Consider the following 21,850-nt stretch of genomic DNA (forward strand, 5'->3'; position numbering starts at 1 on the left):
GGCCGATGGATCCTGCAAGGAGAACACGGCTTCCTATGGCTCCGGGTCGGCCGCACGATGGATCGCATGAAGCGGATCGGTGTCATCGGCGGGATGAGCTGGTACTCGACGGCGGAGTACTACCGGGTGATCAACGAGCGGGTGCAGGAGCGGCTGGGCGGGCACCACAGCGCCGACCTGCTGGTGCACTCCCTCGACTTCGCCGAGATCAGGCAGTGCCAGATCGACGGCGACTGGGAGCGGGCCGGGAAGATCATGGGAGCGAGCGCCGCCGGCCTCGTCGGTGCCGGGGCCGAGGTGGTCGTGCTCGCGACGAACCTCATGCACAAGGCGGCGGGAGCGATCGAGGAGGCGATCGCAGCCTTGCCTGTCACAGCGCCGTTCCTGCACATCGCGGACGCGGTGGGCCAGGAGGCGGTGCGGCTGGGCGCGCGGCGGATCGGCCTGCTCGGCGCCGGCGCGGTCCTGGCAGAACGCTTCTACGCCGAGCGGCTGGCCCGGCACGGTGTCGAGGCACTGGTGCCAGGGGCGCAGACCCGCGCCCGGCTCGACGAGATCATCTTCGGGGAGCTGACGGTGGGCGAGGTCCGCCCGGAGTCCCAGGCCGACCTGCGAGCGGCCGTCGAGGCGCTCGCCGAGGACGGCGCCGAGGCGGTGGCGCTGGCCTGCACGGAGCTGGAACTGGCGATCACGACGGCGGAGGTCCCGCTGATCGCGACGGCCCGCACCCACGCGCGGGCCGCGGCCGATGCGGCACTGGCGACGTGATCAACCGACTTCGCACACCGAGCCCCCACTCCGCACAGGGCGGGCCTTGTGCGAGGTGAGGGCTCGGTGTGCGAAGTGGCTCAGACGCGGAAGCCGAGGGCGCGGAGCTGCTCCCGGCCCTCGTCCGTGATCTTGTCGGGGCCCCATGGCGGCATCCAGACCCAGTTGATCTTGATGTCGTCCACCAGGCCCGGCCCGATGAGGGCACCCCTGGCCTGCTCCTCGATGACGTCGGTCAGCGGGCAGGCCGCGGACGTGAGCGTCATGTCGATGGTGGCGACGCCGTTCTCCGCCTGGATGCCGTACACGAGGCCGAGGTCGACGACGTTGATGCCCAGCTCGGGGTCGACCACGTCCTTCATGGCCTCCTCGAGGTCGTCGATCGAGACCTCACCGGAAGGCGGTGCCGGCGGTTCGGGCATCCCGGCCGCGCCGCGCACGACCTCGTCCGTCTCACTCATGTGTGTGCCTCCTCCGGCTCGACGGTACCCGCCGCGCCGTTCTGGGGACCGGTCTCGGCACGAGCCACGGCGTCCTTGAACGCCATCCACCCGAGCAGTGCGCACTTCACGCGCGCCGGGTAGCGGGCCACGCCGGCGAACGCGACGCCGTCACCGAGCACGTCCTCGTCCGGTTCGACCTGGCCGCGGCCCTGCGCCATCTCCTGGAACGCGGCGAGGACCTCGCGCGACTCCGCGACCGACCGGCCGACCACGAGGTCGGTCAGCACCGATGCCGAGGCCTGGCTGATCGAGCAGCCGAGGGTCTCGTAGGAGACGTCGGTGACCTTCTCGCCGTCCAGCTTGACCCGGAGCGTGATCTCGTCGCCGCAGGTCGGATTGATCTGGAAGGACTCGGCGTCGAACGGTTCGCGCAGGCCGGCGCCGTGCGGCGACCGGTAGTGGTCCAGGATGATCTCCTGGTACATCTGCTCCAGCTGCATCCGTCAGCTCACCCCGAAGAACTCGCGGGCCGCACGCACACCGTCGATCAGCGCGCCGACCTCGTCGGGGGTGTTGTACACCGCGAACGACGCGCGCACGGTGGCCGCCACGCCGAACCGCCGGTGCAACGGCCACGCGCAGTGGTGTCCCACCCGTACGGCGACACCGCGGTCGTCGAGCACCTGGCCGACGTCGTGGGCGTGGATGCCGTCGACGACGAACGCGACCGTGCCGCCGCGCTCCTCGAGGGAGCGGGGTCCGACGACCCGCACGCCGGGGACCTCGGCGAGCCCGTCGAGCGTCGCACGGGCGAGCGCGAGCTCGTGGGCGTGCACGCGGTCCATGCCGACGGCGGACAGGTAGTCGACGGCGGCACCGAGGCCGACGGCCTGGGACGTCATCGGCACACCCGCCTCGAACCGCTGCGGCGGCGGGGCGTAGGTGGAGCCCTCCATCCGCACCAGCTCGATCATCGACCCGCCGGTGAGGAACGGCGGCATCGCGGCGAGCAGCTCCGCGCGCCCGTACAGCACGCCGATGCCGGACGGGCCGAGCATCTTGTGGCCGGAGAACGCGGCGAAGTCGATGCCCAGGTTGGTCAGGTGCACGGGCATGTGCGGCACGGACTGGGCCGCGTCGAGCAGCGTGAGCGCACCGACCGCCTGCGCGCGCCGCACCAGCTCCGCGACCGGCAGGACGGTGCCGAGCACGTTGGACTGGTGGGCGAACGCCACCAGCTTGGTGCGTTCGGTCAGCTCGATCGAGTCGAGGTCGAGCCGGCCCTCGTCGTCGACGGAGTACCAGCGCAGGGTGGCGCCGGTGCGCCGGCACAGCTCCTGCCACGGCACGAGGTTGGCGTGGTGCTCCAGCTCCGTGATCACGATCTCGTCGCCGGGCCCGAGCGCGAACCGCTCGGTCTCCGGGCCGAGGCCGGTGCGCACCGACGAGTTGCTCATCGCGTACGCGACGAGGTTGATCGCCTCGGTGGTGTTCTTGGTGAACACCACCTCGCCCGGGTCGGCGCCGACGAACGCGGCGATCCGCGACCGCGCCGACTCGTAGGCGTCGGTGGCTTCCTCGGCGAGTTGGTGGGCGCCGCGGTGCACAGCACCGTTGTGCTGCTCCAGGAACGTCCGCTCGGCGTCGAGCACCTGCCGGGGACGGTGGGAGGTGGCGCCCGAGTCGAGGTAGACGAGGGGCCGCCCGTCGCGGACCGTGCGGGTGAGGATCGGGAAGTCCGCCCTGAGCTTCCCGACATCCAGCCCCGCGAGCTGAGGAGCCTCGAGCGCGGTCATCAGACCGCCGCCTCGGCCTTCCCACCCGTGAACCGCACGTACCCGCTGCGCTCCAGCTCGTCGGCGAGCTCGGGGCCGCCGGACTCGACGACCCGCCCACCGGCGAACACGTGCACGCGGTCGGGGCGGATGTGCTGCAGGATCCGGGTGTAGTGCGTGATCAGCAGCACGCCGGTGTCGGCGCCCTCGCGGTAGCGGTTGACGCCCTCGGACACGACGCGCAGCGCATCGACGTCGAGGCCGGAGTCGGTCTCGTCGAGGATGGCGAACTTCGGCTTGAGCAGCGCGAGCTGCAGCACCTCGTGGCGCTTCTTCTCGCCGCCGGAGAAGCCCTCGTTGACCGAGCGCTCCGCGAAGTCCGGGTCGATGTCGAGGTCGGCCATCGCGCCCTTGACCTCCTTGACCCAGGTGCGCAGCTTCGGGGCCTCGCCGCGGACGGCCGTGGCCGCCGAACGCAGGAAGTTGGCCATCGACACGCCGGGCACCTCGACCGGGTACTGCATGGCGAGGAAGAGGCCCGCGCGGGCGCGCTCGTCGACGGGGAGCTCCAGGAGGTCCTGGCCGTCGAGCGTGACGCTGCCCGAGGCGATCTGGTACTTCGGGTGGCCGGCGATCGCGTAGGCGAGCGTGGACTTGCCGGACCCGTTGGGGCCCATGATCGCGTGGGTCTCGCCGGTGCGGACCGTGAGGTCGACGCCCTTAAGGATCTCCTTGGCGCCGTCGTCGGTCGCGACCGAGACGTGCAGGTCCTTGATCTCCAGGGTGGACATGTTCTGTGAACGCTCCGTGGTGGTGGGGTCAGGCGCCGGTCACTGCGAGCTCGGCCTCGATGGCCGCTTCGAGGCGCTCGCGCAACTCCGGCAGGGTGATCTTGGACAGGATCTCGCCGAAGAAGCCGCGGACGACCAGCCGGCGCGCGACGTCCTCGGGGATGCCGCGGCTCTGCAGGTAGAACAGCTGCTCGTCGTCGAACCGGCCGGTGGCGCTGGCGTGACCGGCGCCGGCGATCTCACCGGTCTCGATCTCCAGGTTGGGCACGGAGTCGGCGCGGGCGCGCTCGGTGAGCACGAGGTTGCGGTTGAACTCGAACGTCTCCGTGGCCTCGGCAGCGGCCCGGATCACGACGTCACCGATCCAGACGGTGTGCGCCCCGTCGCCCTGCAGCGCGTTCTTGTACAGCACGTCGGAGCGGCAGTGCGGCACCGAGTGGTCGACCAGCAGGCGCTGCTCCAGGTGCTGGCCGGCGTCGGCGTAGCCGAGGCCGCGCAGCTCGGCGTCGCCGCCGGGACCCGCGTAGGAGACGGTCTCGCTGACGCGCACCAGGTCGCCGCCGAGCGACACCGACGTGGAGCGCAGCGTTGCGTCGCGGCCCACCGAGTAGTGGCGCGCGCCCACGTGCACGGCGTCGTCGGCCCACTCGTCGGTGACGACGAGGTCCAGTCGCGACCCGTCGGCGAGCACGACCTCCAGGTTGTCGGCGACCGTGCCCGACCCGCGGTGCTCGATCACGACGGTGGCCTGCGTGTGCCGGGTGGTGCGCAGCTGCAGGTGCCCCGCGGCGGTGCGCCCCTCCCCCGGCCCGGTGACCGTGATCGTGACCGGCCCCGGCGTGCCGTCGACCGTGACGACGACGGCCTCGCGGAACGCCGACCACGCCGCCGCGGCGACCCGGTCGGCGGGAACGCCGCCCTCGCCGAGCCGCGGGTCGTCGCGGCCGACGGTCTCGACCGTGACCCCCTCGACGGTGGACACCGCGACATCGGTGGCGGTGTCCAGCGACGCGGTGCCGTCGTGCAGGCCGCGCAGCCTGCGCAGCGGGGTGAACCGCCAGTTCTCCTCGCGCCCGCCGGGCACCTCGAAGGCCTCGACGTCGTAGGAGGTGAAGCGATCGATCGCCGATGCGATCGGCGCCTCACCCTGGCCCTTCTTCGCGCCCTTCAGCTCGGGTGCGAGGCCGGCAACTTCTGGAGCCGTCATCCGACAGCGCCCTCCATCTGCAGCTCGATCAGTCGGTTCAGCTCCAGCGCGTACTCCATGGGGAGCTCGCGCGCGATGGGCTCGACGAACCCGCGCACGACCATGGCCATCGCCTCGTCCTCGGTGAGACCCCGGCTCATCAGGTAGAAGAGCTGGTCGTCGCTCACCTTGGACACGGTGGCCTCGTGACCCATCGTGACGTCGTCGGTGCGGACGTCGACGTACGGGTAGGTGTCGGAGCGGCTGATCGTGTCGACCAGCAGCGCGTCGCACTTCACCGTGGAGCGGCTGTGGTGGGCCCGCGGGTTGACCTGCACGAGCCCGCGGTAGGACGTACGGCCGCCGCCGCGCGCCACCGACTTCGAGATGATCGTCGAGGACGTGTGCGGTGCGAGGTGCACCATCTTCGCGCCCGCGTCCTGGTGCTGGCCCTCGCCCGCGAACGCGATCGAGAGAACCTCGCCCTTGGCGTGCTCGCCCATCAGCCAGACGGCCGGGTACTTCATGGTGACCTTGGAGCCCAGGTTGCCGTCGACCCACTCCATGGTGGCGCCCTCTTCGGCCTTGGCCCGCTTCGTCACCAGGTTGTAGACGTTGTTCGACCAGTTCTGGATGGTCGTGTAGCGGCAGCGGCCGCCCTTCTTCACGACGATCTCGACGACCGCGGAGTGCAGCGAGTCGGTCTTGTAGATCGGCGCGGTGCAGCCCTCGACGTAATGCACGTAGGCACCCTCGTCGACGATGATCAGCGTGCGCTCGAACTGGCCCATGTTCTCGGTGTTGATCCGGAAGTAGGCCTGCAGCGGGATGTCGACGTGCACGCCCGGCGGCACGTAGATGAACGACCCGCCCGACCACACCGCCGAGTTGAGTGCGGAGAACTTGTTGTCACCGGCCGGGATGACCGAGCCGAAGTACTCCTTGAACAGCTCCGGGTGCTCGCGCAGGCCGGTGTCGGTGTCCAGGAAGATGACGCCCTGCTGCTCCAGGTCCTCGCGGATCTGGTGGTAGACGACCTCGGACTCGTACTGCGCAGCGACGCCCGCGACCAGCCGTGCCTTCTCCGCCTCGGGGATGCCCAGCCTGTCGTAGGTGTTCTTGATGTCCTCCGGCAGCTCCTCCCACGAGGTGGCCTGCTTCTCGGTGGACCGCACGAAGTACTTGATGTTGTCGAAGTCGATGCCCGACAGGTCGGCACCCCAGCGCGGCATCGGCTTGCGCTCGAACAGGTCGAGCGCCTTGAGCCGGAAGTCGAGCATCCACTTGGGCTCGTTCTTCATCCGCGAGATGTCGGCAACGACGTCCGCCGACAGCCCACGGCGGGCGGAGGCGCCTGCGACGTCGGAATCTGCCCAGCCGAAGTCGTAGCGGCCGAGTGTCGCGAGCGTCTCCTCCTGGGTGAGTGCCTCAGGAGTGGTGGTCATGCGTCCTCCCTGCGGACGGTTGTGGTGGGCTCGTGCTTCCGCCGGAAGTCGGGAGCGTCCAACGGAACGTGCGTGGTGCACGCGGAGTCGCCGCGTGCGATGGTGGCAAGCCGCTGCACGTGCGTGCCGAGCAGGGCGGCGAAGGCCTGGGTCTCGGCCTCGCACAGCTCGGGGAACGCCGCGGCGACGTGGGCCACCGGACAGTGGTGCTGGCACAGCTGCACGCCGGTGCGCGACTCGCGGGCCTGCGCCGCGTACCCGCGGGCCGTGAGCAGCGCGGCGAGGGCTTCCGCCTTCGCGTCGGGCCGGGACGCCGCAGCGACCTGCTGGGCCCCGGACGCGAGCAGCGCGTCGACCCGGGTGCGGGCGAAGCCGCGCACCGCGGCCTCGCCGCCGTGCTCCGCGAGGTACTGCAGCGCGGCAACAGCCAGCTCGTCGTAGCCGTGGCCGAACCGGGCCCGGCCCGCGTCGGTGAGCAGGTACTGCCGAGCCGGGCGGCCCCGCCCGCGCGGGCCCCGCCGGGGTGCCTCGCGGGCATCGGCCTCGCCGTCGGCGATCAGCGCGTCGAGGTGGCGCCGGACGGCCGCGGCCGACAGCTCCAGCTCCGCGGCGACCGCCGCCGCCGTGATCGGACCCTGCTCCATCAGCAGCCGGGCCACGGCCTCGCGCGTGCGGCCCTCACCGGCCGACGCGCCCTCCGGGGGGCGGACGTCGACCGGCACGGCGGGCCGGGCGCTTTTCACAACACCAGTCTTGCGTATATCCCTCGCCAGGGCAAAGGCGGCCCCGCCCGAGGTGAGGACCCTCACGCGGGCCGTCCGCTCGGGGTAGCCGCAGGTCGGGCGGGGGATCTCCCCCCGATCTCCCGGTGGCTGGCCGGATTGATCACCCCGGCCCGGTTCGTGACGCTGCTCACGTGCGATTCCGGGTTGTGCTCGTCCTCGTCGGCGTGCTGGTCAGCGGCCTCGTGACGGCCGGCAGCGCCTGGGGCGCTCCGCCGAGCACGCTCGATCCCGGCGCGGTCCGGGCCTTCCTGGACCGCGAGGTGCCCGAACAGCTGCGGCTGCTGCAGCTGCCCGGCGCGTCCGTCGCCGTCGTGGCAGGCGGGAGACAGGTGTTCGCCGGGGGCTACGGCACGGCCGACCTGGGCACCGGTCGCCCGCTCGACGACCGCACCCCCGTCCGGGTCGACTCGATCAGCAAGGTGTTCGCGGCCACGGCGGTGATGCAGCTCGTCGCGCGCGGCGAGCTCGACCTGCACCGCGACGTGAACGAGCACCTCGCCGGCTTCCGGGTGCCGGACACGTATCCCGGGCAGCCGGTGACCCTGGCCCACCTGCTGACGCACACCGCGGGCTACGAGGAGCGCAACACGGGCAACGCGGGCGCGGCCCGGCAGCCGCTGGGCGACTACCTCGCCACCCACCAGCCGGCGCGGGTCCGGCCGCCCGGGCTGCTGCCGTCCTACTCCAACTACGGCCTCGCCCTCGCCGGGCACGTCGTGGAGCTGCGCGCGGGAATGCCGTTCGAGCGGTACGTGGAGGAGAACGTCTTCGGCCCGCTCGGGATGGAGCGGAGCACGTTCGACCAGTCGGCGTCCCACCCGCTGCGGGCCGAGGCCGCCCGCACCTACCGGCCGGACGGCGCGGGGAACTCCCCGGTCCCGCCGTCGTACGACTTCATGGCCCCGGCCGGTTCCGCCATCGCGTCCGCCTCCGACATGGCCCGGTTCATGCTCGCCGAGCTGCGGGGCGACCCCCGGCTCCTGGACGACGGCCCGCTCCGCTCGATGCAGGACCAGCAGTTCGCCGTCGACCCCCGCCTGCCCGGGATGGGGTACGCGTTCCAGCACGGCGTGCTCGGCGGCCACCGGATGTTCGGGCACGACGGGGACGGCTTCGGCTCGCACTCGGTGATGGCCCTGTTCCCCACCCTCGGAGTGGGGGTGTTCGCCGCGGTGAACGGCGACGGCACCGACATCGGCGGTTCCGCCGGTCTCCACGAGCTGGTCCGCCGGTTGGCCGACGAGCTCCTCCCGCCCGGACCGATCGGCGTCTCCACGTATCCGGAGGTGGACGCCGCACCGGCCGCCGAGCTGGCAGGCAGCTTCCGCTACGCCCGGATCAGCACGTCCGACCCGTCCCGCCTGCTCGCGAGGGTGCTCGCGGACGTGCAGGTCGAGGCCGCCCCGGACGGTTCGCTCACCACCGTCGGGCCGGTGCTGTACGAGCTGCCCGGCACCGTGCGCTGGGTTCCGGTCGGAGAGCGCCTGTACCGCGCCGACGGCCGCGCGGACCTGCTCGCGTTCGGCCCGGGCGGGGCGCACCTCGCCAGCGGGGACGACGCCACCGTGGCCTGGGAACGCGTGGGGTGGTGGCAGGGCACCACCCTGCACCTCGCGCTGGCGCTCGGCGCCGCCGTCGTCCTGCTGACGACGCTCGCGTGGCCGGTGGCCGCGCTCATCCGCCGTCGACGGGCGGACGCAGGTCCCCCACTCCTCGCCAGGTGGCTGGCCGGGGCGATGGCCCTGCTGCTCATGGTGTTCCTGGCGTTCGCGGCCTGGCTGGCGAACCCGCTCGACCGGTTCCTGGACGCGCTCATCGGCGACACCGCGGCGCTCGCAGTGCTGTGCGCGCTGCCGACGCTCGCCGCGGTCTGCGCGCTCGGGGTGCTGGTGTCGGCCGCGCTCGCCTGGCGCCGCCGGTGGTGGTCGACGGCGGCCCGGCTGCACTACACGGTGGTCGCGCTGGCCGGGATGACCTTCCTGGCCGTGGCCTGGGAGTACAACTTCGTCACCCTGCCGGGTGCGTGACCCGGCCGAACACGTCCGGCCACGTGGTGACGAACCGGCGGGCGGCACTGGATACGCTGGCCCCCATGGTCGCCCGGGAGCTGGACACCGCAGAGGCTGCGGTGCTCGCCCCTTCCCGCGTGCGCGACCCGAGCCGGATGCCCCGGCTCGTCGGGCTCACCGGCACCCTCCTCATGGCGGCCGGTGGGCTCGGGGCAGGCGCGCTGCCGGTGCCCAACCCGGTGTTCGGGCTGCGGCTGCTCGGCCTGCCCAGCCGCAACACCACCATCGCGATCGCCGTCACCTACACCGGCATCTGCCTGCTCGTGCTCGCGTGGCTGTGGGTCGGCAAGATGCTGCGCGCCCGCGGCGCCGTACCGCCTGCGCCCACGCCTGCGCAGCTCGCCCGCACGGCTGTGATGTGGGCGGTGCCGCTCGCGCTGGCACCGCCGCTCTTCTCCCGCGACGTCTACAGCTACCTCGCCCAGAGCGCCACCCTCGCCCGCGGTCTCGACCCGTACGTTCTCGGGCCGGCCGAGGCGCTCGGCGTGGACGACCCGCTCACCCGCAGCATCCCCACGATCTGGCGCGACACCCCCGCGCCGTACGGCCCGCTCTTCCTGATCATGGGCCGCGGGATCACGGCGCTGTCGGGCAACGACATCGTGCTCGGCATCTTCGAGTACCGGTTGCTCGCGTTCGCCGGCCTCGGCCTCATGGTGTGGGCGCTGCCGAAGCTGGCCCGGCGCTGCGGGCTCGACACCGGCCTCGCGATGTGGCTGGGCCTCGCCAACCCCCTCGTCCTGTTCCACCTCGTGAGCGGCATCCACAACGAGGCGCTCATGGTCGGCCTGATGCTCGCCGGCTTCGAGATCGGGCTGCGCGCCGGGGACCGGCTGCTCGACCGGAACCTCCTGGTGGGCGCGCTGCTCATCATCGCGGCGTCGGCGATCAAGCTCCCGGCCATCCTCGCGCTGGGCTTCCTCGGGATGGAGTGGGCCCGCCGCCGGGGCGGCCGCATCGCCCACGTGGTGCCGGTCGCCGGGCTGTTCAGCCTCCTCTCCGTGGTCTGCTACCTCCCGTTGTCGGTCGGCACCGGCGTCGGGCTCGGCTGGTTGAAGACCCTCGACATCCCCCAGCTCATCCGGAGCTGGATGTCGGTCACCACCGACCTCGGCATGATCGGCGGCCAGGTCGGCATCCTGGCCAGGCTGGGCGACCACACCGACGCCGTGCTCGCCGTGTCCCGCAACATCGGCCTGGCCGCGTCGGCCGTGCTCGTCGTGATGCTGCTGTTCGCCGTGCTGCGGGGCCGCGTCGAGCCGATCACCGGCATGGGCACCGCGCTCGGCGCCGTGGTGCTCCTCGGCCCGGTCGTGCACCCCTGGTACCTGCTGTGGGCCGCCATCCCGCTCGCCGCCACCCGCGGCCTGCCGCGCTACCGGCGCGCCGCGCTCGCCGCATCGGCCGTCCTCGCGCTGCTCGTGCCGCCCACCGGGGCGGACTTCCAGTTCCGCGCGTTCCAGCTCCCCCTGTCGATCATCGCCGGCATCGGGATCCTGCTGGTCATCCTGCTCGTGCTGCGCCACCACCTCGCTGGCCAGAGCGGCCACGACATCGACGTGCTGCCCGGCCGCTCCCCCGTCCCCGTGCCCGAGACCACGCCTTAAGCTCGACGATCGTGAGTACCGCGCGGTCGATGGACGGGCCGCCCGCCGTTCAGGTCCGGGGCCTCGTCAAACGCTACGGCCGCACCACCGCGGTCGACGGGCTCGACCTCGAGCTGCACGCAGGCTCCGTCCTCGCGCTGCTGGGGCCCAACGGCGCGGGCAAGACCACCACCGTCGAGGTCTGCGAAGGCTTCCTGCGCGCCGACGCGGGCGAGGTGCGGGTGCTCGGCGTCGACCCCGCCGGTGCCCCGGACGCCCTGCGCGCCCGCATCGGCGTGATGCCGCAGGGCGGCGGCGCCTACCCGGGCGTGCACGCCGCCGAGATGCTGCGCCTGGTCGCCGCCTGCTCAGCACACCCGCTCGAGGTCGGCTGGCTCTCCTCGGTACTCGGGCTCGACTCCTGCGCCCGCACCCCGTACAAGCGGCTCTCCGGGGGCCAGCAGCAGCGGCTCGCCCTCGCGTGCGCGATCGTCGGCCGCCCGGAGCTGGTGTTCCTCGACGAGCCGACGGCCGGGATGGACCCGCAGGGCCGCCTGCTGGTCTGGGAGCTGATCCGCGCGCTGCGTCGCGACGGGGTGTCCGTGCTGCTCACCACGCACCTGATGGAGGAGGCCGAGGCGCTCGCCGACCACGTCGTGATCGTCGACGGCGGGCGGGTCGTCGCCCAGGGCTCCCCCGCAGCGCTCACCGCCACCGGCGGCCAGCAGGAGCTGCGCTTCCGCGCGCGGCCCGGCATGGACGTCGCCGAGCTGGCCGCGGCGCTCCCCACCGGGTACGGCGCCGACGAGCCCGTCGCCGGGCGCTACGTCGTGCAGGGCCGCATCGACCCCCACGTCCTGTCCACCATCACCTCCTGGTGCGCCGCCCAGGGCGCGCTCGCCGACGACGTGCAGGTCGCGCGGCGCAGCCTGGAGGACGTGTTCCTGGAGCTCACCGGGCGGGAGCTGCGCTCATGACCCCACCGCTGTTCCCGGCCGGCACGTTCACGCCCCGCCCCGGCCCAGGGGCGCCCCTGCGGATGCTCGCCGCGCAGTCGGCCACCGAGCTGCGGCTCGCGCTGCGCCACGGCGAGCAGGTCCTGCTCACGGTGCTGATCCCGATCGTCCTGCTGGTCGGGCTCACCCTGCTGACGGTGGTGCCGCTGCCGGAGCCGCGGGTCGCCACGGTGGCACCGGGGGTGCTCGCGCTCGCCGTGATGTCCACCGCCTTCACCGGCCAGGCGATCGCCCTCGGGTTCGACCGCCGCTACGGCGTGGTGCGCAGGCTCGCCGCCACCGCGCTCCCCCGCTGGCTGCTCGTGGCCGGGCGGCTCGCCGCCGTGCTGGGCGTCGTCGCCGTCCAGATCGTGGTGCTGGGCGCGATCGCCGCCGCCCTCGGCTGGCGGCCCGCGCCTGCGGGCGTCGGCTGGGGTGTCCTGCTGGTGCTGCTGGGCTGCGCCGCCTTCGCCGCGCTCGGGATCCTGCTCGGCGGCTCATTGCGCGCCGAGATCACCCTCGCCGTGGCCAACCTCGCCTGGTTCGTGCTGCTGCTCGCGGGCGGCATCGTGATCCCGCTCGACCAGCTACCCGGCCCGCTCGCCGCGGTGGCCGCGGCGCTGCCGTCCGGCGCGCTCGCCGAAGGCCTGCGCGACACGCTAGCCACGGGACGGCCGCCGACAGCGGGCGCCGTGCTCGTACTGCTCGCCTGGACGGTGGCGGCCGGTTCCCTCGCGCTGCGCACAGTCCGCCTGCGCTAGCCGGACCGATACCCGCGATCTCGACGGGCATGATCCGCCGTCGAGTATCAGCGCGACTTCGGGTCGTCGTCCGGCTGCGTCTCCTTGCCCACGGCCTGCGCGAGCTCCTCGGACGGAGCCGCCCGCCACCCGATGTGCGCCTCGCCGCGGAAGCGCTCGACCAGGTGCGGGTAGTGCAGCTCGAACGCCGGGCGCTCCGACCGGATCCGCGGCAGTTCCGTGAAGTTGTGCCGCGGCGGCGGGCAGGACGTGGCCCACTCGAGCGAGTTGCCGAAGCCCCACGGGTCGTCGACCGTGACCACGCGGCCGAAGCGGTAGCTGCGGAACACGTTCCAGACGAACGGCAGCACGGAGGCCCCCAGCACGAACGCCCCGATCGAGGACAGCGCGTTCAGCGCGTTGAACCCGTCGCCCGGCAGGTAGTCGGCGTAGCGGCGGGGGAAGCCCTCGTTGCCCAGCCAGTGCTGCACCAGGAACGTCAGGTGGAACCCGACGAACGTCAGCCAGAAGTGGACCTTGCCCCACGTCTCGTCGAGGAACCGGCCGGTCATCTTCGGGAACCAGAAGTAGATCCCGGCGTAGGTGGCGAACACGATCGTGCCGAACAGCACGTAGTGGAAGTGCGCCACCACGAAGTACGTGTCGGACACGTGGAAGTCCAGCGGCGGTGAGGCCAGCAGGATGCCGGTGAGGCCGCCGAACAGGAACGTGGCCATGAACCCGACGCTGAACAGCATCGGCGTCTCGAACGTGATCCGCCCGCGCCACATCGTGCCGATCCAGTTGACGAACTTGATCCCCGTGGGCACGGCGATGAGGAACGTGGTGATCGAGAAGAACGCGAGCAGCACGGCGCCGGTGGCGAACATGTGGTGGGCCCACACCACCGAGGACAGCGCGGTGATGGCGATCGTCGCGAAGACCATGCCGTTGTAGCCGAAGAGCGGCTTGCGGCTGAACACCGGGATGACCTCGGTGACGATGCCGAAGAACGGCAGCGCCACGATGTAGACCTCGGGGTGGCCGAAGTACCAGAACAGGTGCTGCCAGAGGATCGCGCCGCCGTTGGCCGGGTCGAACACGTGGGTGCCGAAGCGCCGGTCGGCCAGGATCCCGAACAGCCCGGCCGTCAGCACCGGGAACGCGATCAGGATCAGGATCGCGGTCGCGAGGATGTTCCAGCAGAAGATCGGCATCCGGAACATCGTCATGCCGGGCGCCCGCATGCAGATGATCGTCGTGGTGAAGTTGACCGCGCCGAGGATCGTGCCGAGCCCGGACACGATGAGGCCGACGGCCCAGAGATCACCGCCGCTGCCCGGCGAGAACGTCTCGTTGTGCAGGGGCGCGTAGGCGAACCAGCCGAAGTCGGCCGCGCCGCCCGGGGTGAGGAACCCGGACATCACGATGAGCCCGCCGAACAGGAACAGCCAGTAGGAGAAGGCGTTCAGCCGCGGGAACGCGACGTCCGGGGCGCCGATCTGCAGCGGCACGATGTAGTTCGCGAACCCGAACAGGATCGGCGTCGCGTACAGCAGCAGCATGATCGTGCCGTGCATCGTGAACAGCTGGTTGTACTGCTCGTTCGACAGGAACTGGAGGCCGGGCACCGCCAGCTCACCGCGGATCAGCAGGGCCATCGCCCCACCGACCATGAAGAACACGAACGACGTGACCAGGTAGAGGATCGCGATGTCCTTGGGGTCCGTCGTCCGCAACATCTTCGCGAACGTCGCGCCCTTCGGCGTTCTGCGGGCCGGGTACTGCGGTGCGATCGGTTTCGGCTCGACGGCGGTCATCGCGGCCTCCCTGCGTTGGGCTGCACGGACGACGGTAGGACTCCGCGGGCGACCTGTCAGCCCCTGATCGACGGGTGCCCCGAAAGCGCCGCCCCACGCCTCGGAAACGCGGTCTTCTACGATGTGTCGATGACCCGCTCCACCCTGCTCGACCGCCTGCCGGCCGTCACCCCGGCGGTGATGCGGGCACTCGCGATCGCCGCGGTGGTGGCACAGGCCGGGATCGCGGTGACCGGGTCGATCGTGCGCGTCACGGGCTCCGGGCTGGGCTGCCCGACCTGGCCGGAGTGCTTCCCCGGCAGCCTGGTGCCCACCCCGCACCCCGAGGTGGAACCCCTCACGCAGTGGATCGAGTTCGGCAACCGGCTCCTCACCGGGGTCGTCGTGCTCGTCGCCGGCGCCTGCCTGCTCGCGGCTCTCGGCACCCGCCCCCGCAGGCGGCGGCTCACCGCTCTCGCGCTGGTCCAGCCGCTCGGCGTGGTCGCCCAGGCGGTGATCGGCGGCGGCGTGGTGCTGCTGGGGCTCGTGTGGTGGAGCGTCAGCGTCCACCTGCTCGTGTCGATGGTCCTGGTCTGGCTCGCGATGCAGCTGGTGGCGGCCGCCTCCGACGGCGCAGGGCCCCCGCGGCGGCTCGTACCCGGTGCCGTGCGCGGGCTGGCGGCGACGTCCACCGCGCTGCTCGCCGCGGTCCTCGTCGCCGGCTCGTTCGTCACCGCCGCGGGTCCGCACGCGGGCGACGCGCAGACCCCCCGGCTGCAGGTGGCGGTCCAGTCCGCCGCGCAGGTCCACGCAGATCTCCTGTTCTGCTACCTCGGCCTGCTCGTCGGGCTGGGCTTCGCGCTGCGCGCCGTCGCCGCGCCCGGCCGGGTGCTGCGCCGCTACGCGGTGCTCGTGGGGGTCGTCGTCGCGCAGGGACTGCTCGGCGGGATCCAGTACGCGCTGGGCATCCCCGAGATCCTCGTCTCGCTGCACGTGCTCGGCGCCGCGCTCGTCACGGTCGCGGCCGCGGCGCTGTGGGCCACGCTCACCGAGCGACCGGCGCTTCCCGCGCCCACCCCCGCCCCGGCGCCCGCGCTCGCCGACCGCGGGGCATGATCGGCCCGTGCGCGCGATCCAGATCAGCTCGGCAGGTGGCCCCGACGTCCTGACGTCCGTCGAGCTGCCGGACCCGCAGGCCGGGCCCGGCACGCTCCTCGTGGAGGTGGCCGCTGCCGGCGTCAACTACATCGACACCTACCAGCGCGAGGGCATCTACCCGATGTCGCTGCCGTACGTACCCGGCCTGGAGGGCGCGGGCCGGGTGCGCGCCGTCGGAGAGGGCGTCACGGAGTTCGCGGTGGGCGACCACGTGGCGTGGTCGGAGACCCTCGGCAGCTACGCCGAGCTCGTGGCCGTCCCCGCCGACAAGGCCGTAGCCGTGCCCGACGCCCTGTCCGACGAGGTCGCGGCCGCCGCGCTGCTGCAGGGCATGACGGCCCACTGCCTCGTCACCGACTGCCACCCTGTGCAGCCCGGCCAGGACGTGCTCGTCCACGCGGCGGCGGGCGGGCTCGGCCTGATGCTCACCCAGCTCGCCACCGCGCGCGGGGGCCGCGTGATCGGCACCGTGTCCACCCCGGAGAAGGAGGAGCTGGCACGCGGCGCGGGGGCCGCCGAGGTGATCCGCTACACCGAGGTCGACGACCTCGCGGCCGCGGTCCGGGAGGTCACCGGCGGCTCGGGCGTGCACGTCGCCTACGACAGCGTCGGGGCCACCACCTTCGACGCGAGCCTCGCCGCGCTGCGCCGCCGCGGGATGCTGGTGCTGTGCGGCGCCAGCAGCGGGCCCGTGCCCCCGGTCGACCCGCAGCGGCTCAACGCCGCGGGCTCGGTGTACCTCACCCGCCCCAAGCTGTTCGACTACACCGCCGGCCGCGACGAGCTCACCGCCCGCGCCGCCGCCGTCTACACGGCGGTGGCCGACGGCACCCTCGACGTGCGGATCGGCCACCGCTACCCGCTGGACGAGGCCCGCACCGCGCACGAGGACCTGCAGGCCAGGCGCACCACCGGGAAGCTGCTGCTGATCCCCTGACCTCGACCGTCCGATCCCACCGACGGACCGGCCGACCTGTCCGGAAGTGGAGTCCGCGCACCCGGGCCTCCGGGATGGGCCGTGTGGCTGTCTTGTGACCTCGACCCACCGCGAGTAGGACCGCCGCGGTGCTGAACTCGGTCATGTCCATCACGCGGGCCGGTGGCCGGCTCGGCATCCCCGGCCTCTACGTCACCGGCGACCCGGGTGCCGCAGATCCCGACGCGAAGGAGGGCACGCTCAAGGTCCGCCTCGGCCTGGGCTGGGCGAAGAGCCATTCGTTCACCACCGGCCAGTGCCCGGTGCTGAAGTACAACCGCAGGCTGATGATGAGCATCCTGCACGGCAAGGCGCAGATCGCGAAGGCGGTCAACGCCACCGTCATCCCGCTCGACGACGCCCCGCGCGGCTACCAGGAGTTCGACCAGGGCGCGGCACGCAAGTACGTGCTCGACCCGCACGGGATGATCTCGGCGTAGCGCCTTGATGCGTGCATATCGCACTCACATGGTGTGCGATATGCACGCATTCGTCCTCCTGCAAGCCGCGTGGCACCTTCCTGCTCCCCGACGGCAGGAAGCTGCCGGCCGGTGTCATCCGGCGGGTGCGGCGACGGCGTCCTCCACGACCGAGAGCAGCGCCCGGCGGTCGGGTCCGGGCAACGGGTACTGGGGCGCACCACCGCCGGCCGCCAGTGCGCGCTCGGCCGCACCTGGCCGGCCGAGCACCTCGGACGGCAGCGTGAGCATCGACGCGATCTCCAGCGCGTCCCGCAGCACGTCGGGGTCGCGTCCGGCGCCTGCCACCAGCGCCTTCCCCACTCTCCCTGCCGGGTCAGCGGGCGGGCTCGGCACGCCCGCCCGGTCGCGCTCGATCTCGGCGAGCCGGGTGCGGTCGGCCGCGATCGTGGCCCGGTACCAGGGTTCGAGCAGCTGCGCCGTGCTGTCCCACCACCGCCGGGCAAGGGCGGCCGGCGCGTCGTCGGTTCGCAGCAGGTCGCGCAGGAGCACGGCGTGCCACAGGGCCGTGGACGTGCCGCGCCCGAGCGTCGGGTTGGTGCACGACCACGCGTCGCCGACCGCGACGACGCCGGTGACGACGGGCTCCCCCTCGCCATCGGGCCCGGCGAAGCGCCGGATGCGGTCCTCGATGCCCGCCATGACGGCGACGCCGTCGTCGATCGGATCGGCGTCGAGCCAGTGCGCCACGAGTGGGTAGCTGCGCACCGCGGCGCGCCAGCGGTCCGGGTCGCGCAGGGCGCGCAGCTCCCGGTCGCGTGAGCCCGCGATGATCGTCACCGACCAGGTGTTCCGGTCGGCCGGCAGGGTCAGGAGCGAGACCGAGTCGTACTGCTGGTTCAGCGATCCGAGCTGGGGCGGCAGGCCGTCGGGGCTGTGGAAGTGCCGCCCGTAGTACACGAAGCCGCACTCCTCGCGCTCCTCCACGACCCCGGTGACCCCGGCCGCGGCCAGCAGGTCCGGCAGAGCGGAGCGCCGGCCGCCCGCGTCGACGACCAGGTCGGCCGCGAGCACCTCCCCCTTCCCGGTGACGACGCCCGCGACGTGCGGCACGCCGGCGAGGTCCGAACCCGCGGTCAGGAGGCTCCGCACGGCCACCCCGCGACGGACCCCGACGCCGGGCTCGGTCGCCGCGGCCTGCGCGACGACGGCCTCGAGCACGGGACGGCGGGCGGTGAGGACCGCGAACCTGTCGTCGTCGGCGCGCCGGCCGCCGGTCACGGTGTCCGGGAGCTGCGCCACGACGTCGTAGCGGGCGGCGCCCGCCGCGACGAGCGCCGCGGCGACGTCCGGCAGCTCCGCCTCGAGGAGCCGCCGGAACCTCGGGAGCATGTAGTGCGGCAGCCGGAACTGCGCGCACCCGCGCCGGTCCCAGTGCCCCCATGCGTCCTGGGGCACCGGCGGCGGCGCGGGGTCACGCTCCAGGACGGTGACGTGGTGACCGTCCCTGGCCAGGAGCATCGCGGCACACAGGCCGCTCATCCCGGCCCCGATCACGAGGACATGGCGGCGGGAGTTCGACACGCATCGAGGAGCGCGCAGCAGCGCGCGTGATACGTCCGGCCGGCTAGAACGCGAGGACCGGGAGTCCGATCGCCGCGTCCACCGCGATCGCGGCGAACAGGCAGCAGAGGTACACGTTCGAGAGGTGGAACAGCCGCATGGGGCGCGTCTCCACCCCGGCGAGCACGCCGCGGTGCAGGCGGTGGGCCTGCAGGACGAACCAGGTGCCGCCCAGCGCGGCGACGGCGGCGTAGATCCAGGACGTGGCGGGGAGCAGCAGGAGCGACCACGCGGCCATCACCCACGAGTAGATGACGATGCGCCGCGACACCTCCTCCGGCGGAGCCACGACCGGCAGCATCGGGACCTTCGCCGCCGCGTAGTCCTCCCGGTAGCGCATGGCGAGCGCCCAGAAGTGCGGCGGTGTCCAGAAGAAGATCACACCGAACATCACGAGCGCGGGCCATCCGACCGAGCCGGTGACCGCGGCCCAGCCGATCACCACCGGCATGCAACCCGCCGCGCCGCCCCACACGATGTTCTGAGAGGTGCGGCGCTTCAGCAGGAGCGTGTAGACGAGCACGTAGAACGCGATGGCGCCGACCGAGAGGCCCGCGGCCAGCCAGTTGGTGGTGAGCCCGAGCCACACCGCCGACAGCGCGCCGAGGACGAGGCCGAACACCAGTGCGTGCCGGGTGGGCACCTGCCCCTTCGCGAGCGGCCTGCGGCTGGTGCGCTTCATCACGGCGTCGATGTCGGCGTCGACCACGCAGTTGAGGGCGTGGGCGCTCGCGGCGGCCATCGCGCCGCCCACCAGCGTGGCGATGATCAGCCACACCGACGGCACCCCGCGCTCGGCGAGGAACATCGCCGGCACCGTGACCACGAGGAGCTGCTCGATGATCCGGGTCTTCGTGAGCCCGAGGTAGGCGCGCACGGTGTCCCGCAACCGCTCCCAGCCGCCCCGCCGAGCACCGGCGGAGCCCTGCTCGGGGTGGCCCGGGCGGGACACGGGCAGAGTCACCGGCACAACCTCGATCCGCGTGGTGGGGAACTCGGCGGAACCCGAGTTCTACGGCTTGTCGATGGTAGCCCGGGGCATGCCGGCCCCCTCGGCCGGGTAGACCCGTGCGGACCGGCGGCGCGAGATCACACGCGGCCGTGCGAGGTGACTAGGCTGGCCGTCGAGCGAGTCAGCGCTGTGCGGTCGCACCGAGGCGTACCGCCTGCACATCCCATCCGAACCGAGGGAAGAGCTGTGGCCGATATCGACATCGAGACTCTCACCCGCGCGAGCGTCCCGGACGACTGGACCGACCTGGACCGCCGGGCCGTCGACACGGTCCGGGTGCTGGCCGCCGACGCCGTGCAGAAGGTGGGCAACGGCCACCCGGGCACCGCGATGAGCCTCGCGCCGCTCGCCTACACCCTCTTCCAGCGCGTCATGCGCCACGACCCGAGCGACCCCGACTGGATCGGCCGCGACCGGTTCGTGCTGTCCGCGGGCCACTCCAGCCTCACCCTCTACATCCAGCTCTACCTGGCCGGCTACGGGCTCGAGCTCGACGACCTGAAGTCGCTGCGCACGTGGGGCTCGAAGACCCCCGGCCACCCCGAGCACCGCCACACCCCGGGTGTGGAGATCACCACCGGCCCGCTGGGCCAGGGCCTCGCCTCGGCCGTCGGCATGGCGATGGGTGCGCGCAGGGAGCGCGGCCTGTTCGACCCGGACGCCGCGCCCGGCGAGAGCCCGTTCGACCACCACATCTACGTGATCGCCTCCGACGGCGACATCGAGGAGGGCATCACCTCCGAGGCGTCGTCCCTGGCCGGCCACCAGCAGCTCGGCAACCTCACGGTGATCTACGACGACAACAAGATCTCCATCGAGGACGACACCACGATCGCCCTCTCCGAGGACACCGCCAAGCGCTACGAGGCCTACGGCTGGCACGTGCAGGTCGTCGAGGGCGGCGAGAACGTCACCGGCATCCTCGAGGCGCTGGAGAACGCGCGCGCGGAGACCACGCGGCCGTCGTTCGTCCTGCTGCGCACCGTGATCGGCTTCCCCGCGCCGAACAAGATGAACACGGGCAAGGCCCACGGGTCGGCGCTGGGCGCCGACGAGGTGGCCGAGGTCAAGAAGATCCTCGGGTTCGACCCGGAGCAGAGCTTCCAGGTCGACGACGAGGTGCTCGCCCACGCCCGGAAGGTGGTCGACCGCGGCCGCGAGGCCCACCAGGCCTGGACGAAGACGTACGAGGACTGGGCGGCGCGCGAGCCGGAGCGCAAGGAGCTCCTCGACCGGGTGCTGGGCCGCGACCTGCCGGTCGGCTGGGAGAAGGCGCTGCCGAGCTGGGACCCCGACCCCAAGGGGGTCGCCACCCGCAAGGCGTCCGGCGAGGTCCTCACGGCGCTCAAGGACGTGCTGCCGGAGCTGTGGGGCGGCTCGGCCGACCTGGCGGAGAGCAACAACACCACGATGGAGGGCGCCGACTCGTTCGGCCCCGCCTCCACCGCCACCAAGATGTGGAAGGCCAACCCGTACGGCCGCACCCTGCACTTCGGGGTCCGCGAGCACGCGATGGGCGCCATCCTCAACGGCATCGCGCTGCACGGGCCCACCCGCCCGTACGGCGGCACGTTCCTGGTGTTCAGCGACTACATGCGTCCGTCCGTGCGCCTCGCCGCGCTGATGAAGTCGAGCGTGGTCTACGTCTGGACGCACGACTCGATCGGGCTCGGCGAGGACGGCCCCACGCACCAGCCGATCGAGCACCTGGCCGCGCTGCGGGCCATCCCGGGGCTCGCGATGCTGCGTCCCGGAGACGCCAACGAGACCGCCCACGCGTGGCGCGCCGCGCTGGAGCGGCCTGAGGGCCCCAAGGGTCTCGCGCTCACCCGGCAGAACCTCCCCGTGCTGGAGGGCACGTCCGCCGAGGGCGTCGCCCGCGGCGGCTACGTGCTGGCCGACGCGTCGTCCGGCGAGCCGCAGGTGATCCTCATCGCCACCGGGTCCGAGCTGCAGATCGCGGCCGAGGCCCGGAAGGTGCTCGAGTCCGAGGGCGTTGCCACGAGGGTGGTGTCCATGCCGTGCGTCGAGTGGTTCGACGAGCAGGACGAGGCGTACCGCGAGTCCGTCCTGCCCTCGGGCGTGCGCGCGCGGGTGAGCGTCGAGGCCGGCGTCGCGCAGCCGTGGTACCGCTTCACCGGAGACGCGGGCGAGAACGTCTCCATCGAGCACTTCGGCGCGAGCGCCGACTACCAGACGCTGTTCCGGGAGTTCGGCTTCACCACCGAGAACGTCGTCGCCGCCGCGAAGCGCAGCCTCGAGAAGGCTTCCTGAGGAGGA

The 21,850-nt window shown here is 72.5% G+C and carries 19 protein-coding genes; 9 read left to right on the forward strand and 10 right to left on the reverse strand.

All coding sequences use genetic code 11. From position 1 onward, the window contains the following. The first annotated feature begins 66 nt into the window (after positions 1 to 66). The gene (locus FB388_RS15295; RefSeq protein WP_142101482.1) at positions 67 to 768 is read left to right on the forward strand and encodes an aspartate/glutamate racemase family protein; all 702 of its coding nucleotides are present in this window, start codon (positions 67 to 69) and stop codon (positions 766 to 768) included. 80 nt (positions 769 to 848) lie between these two features. On the opposite strand, the gene FB388_RS15300 is transcribed toward FB388_RS15295, so the two are convergent. From FB388_RS15300 to FB388_RS15330, 7 genes are read right to left on the reverse strand one after another with little or no spacing between them, the layout of a single operon-like run. Then, complete coding sequence (locus FB388_RS15300) at positions 849 to 1,229, reverse strand: metal-sulfur cluster assembly factor (RefSeq protein WP_142101484.1); 381 nt, start codon at positions 1,227 to 1,229, stop codon at positions 849 to 851. After that, a complete protein-coding gene (gene sufU, locus FB388_RS15305) occupies positions 1,226 to 1,711 on the reverse strand; it encodes a Fe-S cluster assembly sulfur transfer protein SufU (RefSeq protein ID WP_142101486.1) in 486 nt (161 codons plus the stop codon). Before sufU ends, FB388_RS15300 begins: the two co-directional genes overlap by 4 nt. A gap of 3 nt (positions 1,712 to 1,714) precedes the next feature. Then, positions 1,715 to 3,007, reverse strand: coding sequence for a cysteine desulfurase (locus tag FB388_RS15310; protein ID WP_142101488.1), 1,293 nt, complete (start codon positions 3,005 to 3,007; stop codon positions 1,715 to 1,717). Then, positions 3,007 to 3,777 carry a Fe-S cluster assembly ATPase SufC gene (gene sufC, locus FB388_RS15315; protein WP_142101490.1) on the reverse strand — a complete coding sequence of 257 codons (771 nt, stop codon included), beginning with the start codon at positions 3,775 to 3,777 and terminating at the stop codon, positions 3,007 to 3,009. Before sufC ends, FB388_RS15310 begins: the two co-directional genes overlap by 1 nt. Positions 3,778 to 3,805: 28 nt before the next feature. Continuing rightward, positions 3,806 to 4,984 (reverse strand): Fe-S cluster assembly protein SufD, encoded by a 1,179-nt coding sequence (gene sufD / locus FB388_RS15320; RefSeq protein ID WP_142101492.1) that lies wholly within the window; start codon positions 4,982 to 4,984, stop codon positions 3,806 to 3,808. Further along, complete coding sequence (gene sufB / locus FB388_RS15325) at positions 4,981 to 6,408, reverse strand: Fe-S cluster assembly protein SufB (RefSeq protein ID WP_142101494.1); 1,428 nt, start codon at positions 6,406 to 6,408, stop codon at positions 4,981 to 4,983. The genes sufD and sufB overlap by 4 nt, the downstream gene beginning before the upstream one ends. After that, positions 6,405 to 7,151 (reverse strand): helix-turn-helix transcriptional regulator, encoded by a 747-nt coding sequence (locus FB388_RS15330; RefSeq protein WP_142101496.1) that lies wholly within the window; start codon positions 7,149 to 7,151, stop codon positions 6,405 to 6,407. The genes sufB and FB388_RS15330 overlap by 4 nt, the downstream gene beginning before the upstream one ends. 173 nt (positions 7,152 to 7,324) lie before the next feature. Here FB388_RS15330 and FB388_RS15335 point away from each other — a divergent pair, with 173 nt between their 5' ends. The 4 genes from FB388_RS15335 to FB388_RS15350 all read left to right on the forward strand — a co-directional run bounded on the left by FB388_RS15335 (position 7,325) and on the right by FB388_RS15350 (position 12,604). Beyond that, on the forward strand, positions 7,325 to 9,220 hold the full coding sequence (locus FB388_RS15335; RefSeq protein WP_170225620.1) for a serine hydrolase domain-containing protein: 1,896 nt from the start codon (positions 7,325 to 7,327) through the stop codon (positions 9,218 to 9,220). Positions 9,221 to 9,285: 65 nt separating this feature from the next. Further along, the gene (gene mptB, locus FB388_RS15340; protein WP_142101500.1) at positions 9,286 to 10,869 is read left to right on the forward strand and encodes a polyprenol phosphomannose-dependent alpha 1,6 mannosyltransferase MptB; all 1,584 of its coding nucleotides are present in this window, start codon (positions 9,286 to 9,288) and stop codon (positions 10,867 to 10,869) included. A gap of 29 nt (positions 10,870 to 10,898) precedes the next feature. Next, positions 10,899 to 11,825, forward strand: a complete 927-nt coding sequence (locus tag FB388_RS15345) for an ABC transporter ATP-binding protein (protein WP_142103160.1) — start codon at positions 10,899 to 10,901, stop codon at positions 11,823 to 11,825. After that, positions 11,822 to 12,604 (forward strand): ABC transporter permease, encoded by a 783-nt coding sequence (locus tag FB388_RS15350; protein ID WP_142101502.1) that lies wholly within the window; start codon positions 11,822 to 11,824, stop codon positions 12,602 to 12,604. Before FB388_RS15345 ends, FB388_RS15350 begins: the two co-directional genes overlap by 4 nt. Before the next feature lie 47 nt (positions 12,605 to 12,651). Here the strand turns inward: FB388_RS15350 and ctaD are convergent, their stop codons facing one another. Continuing rightward, entirely contained in the window at positions 12,652 to 14,403 is a 1,752-nt protein-coding gene (gene ctaD / locus FB388_RS15355; protein WP_142101504.1) for an aa3-type cytochrome oxidase subunit I, read from the reverse strand. A gap of 129 nt (positions 14,404 to 14,532) precedes the next feature. Between ctaD and FB388_RS15360 the strand changes: the two genes are divergently transcribed. From FB388_RS15360 to FB388_RS15370, 3 genes are all read left to right on the forward strand, one after another. Further along, positions 14,533 to 15,498: a COX15/CtaA family protein gene (locus FB388_RS15360; protein WP_142101506.1), complete on the forward strand. Its 966-nt coding sequence runs from the start codon at positions 14,533 to 14,535 to the stop codon at positions 15,496 to 15,498. A 7-nt stretch (positions 15,499 to 15,505) separates the two neighbouring features. Beyond that, positions 15,506 to 16,477, forward strand: coding sequence for a quinone oxidoreductase family protein (locus FB388_RS15365; protein WP_142101508.1), 972 nt, complete (start codon positions 15,506 to 15,508; stop codon positions 16,475 to 16,477). Positions 16,478 to 16,605: 128 nt separating this feature from the next. Next, complete coding sequence (locus tag FB388_RS15370) at positions 16,606 to 16,956, forward strand: hypothetical protein (RefSeq protein ID WP_246121951.1); 351 nt, start codon at positions 16,606 to 16,608, stop codon at positions 16,954 to 16,956. Positions 16,957 to 17,070: 114 nt separating this feature from the next. Here FB388_RS15370 and FB388_RS15375 read toward each other — a convergent pair whose 3' ends face one another. Together FB388_RS15375 and FB388_RS15380 are read right to left on the reverse strand one after the other, a co-directional pair. Next, positions 17,071 to 18,519: an FAD-dependent oxidoreductase gene (locus FB388_RS15375; RefSeq protein ID WP_211361930.1), complete on the reverse strand. Its 1,449-nt coding sequence runs from the start codon at positions 18,517 to 18,519 to the stop codon at positions 17,071 to 17,073. Between the two features lie 43 nt (positions 18,520 to 18,562). Further along, positions 18,563 to 19,447 carry a heme o synthase gene (locus tag FB388_RS15380; RefSeq protein ID WP_142103164.1) on the reverse strand — a complete coding sequence of 295 codons (885 nt, stop codon included), beginning with the start codon at positions 19,445 to 19,447 and terminating at the stop codon, positions 18,563 to 18,565. Positions 19,448 to 19,756: 309 nt separating this feature from the next. On the opposite strand from FB388_RS15380, the gene tkt reads away from it, so the two are divergent. Continuing rightward, positions 19,757 to 21,844, forward strand: coding sequence for a transketolase (tkt, locus tag FB388_RS15385; RefSeq protein ID WP_142101510.1), 2,088 nt, complete (start codon positions 19,757 to 19,759; stop codon positions 21,842 to 21,844). The last annotated feature ends 6 nt before the right edge of the window (positions 21,845 to 21,850 follow it).

The sequence above is a fragment of the Pseudonocardia cypriaca genome (assembly GCF_006717045.1).
GTDB lineage: Bacteria > Actinomycetota > Actinomycetes > Mycobacteriales > Pseudonocardiaceae > Pseudonocardia > Pseudonocardia cypriaca.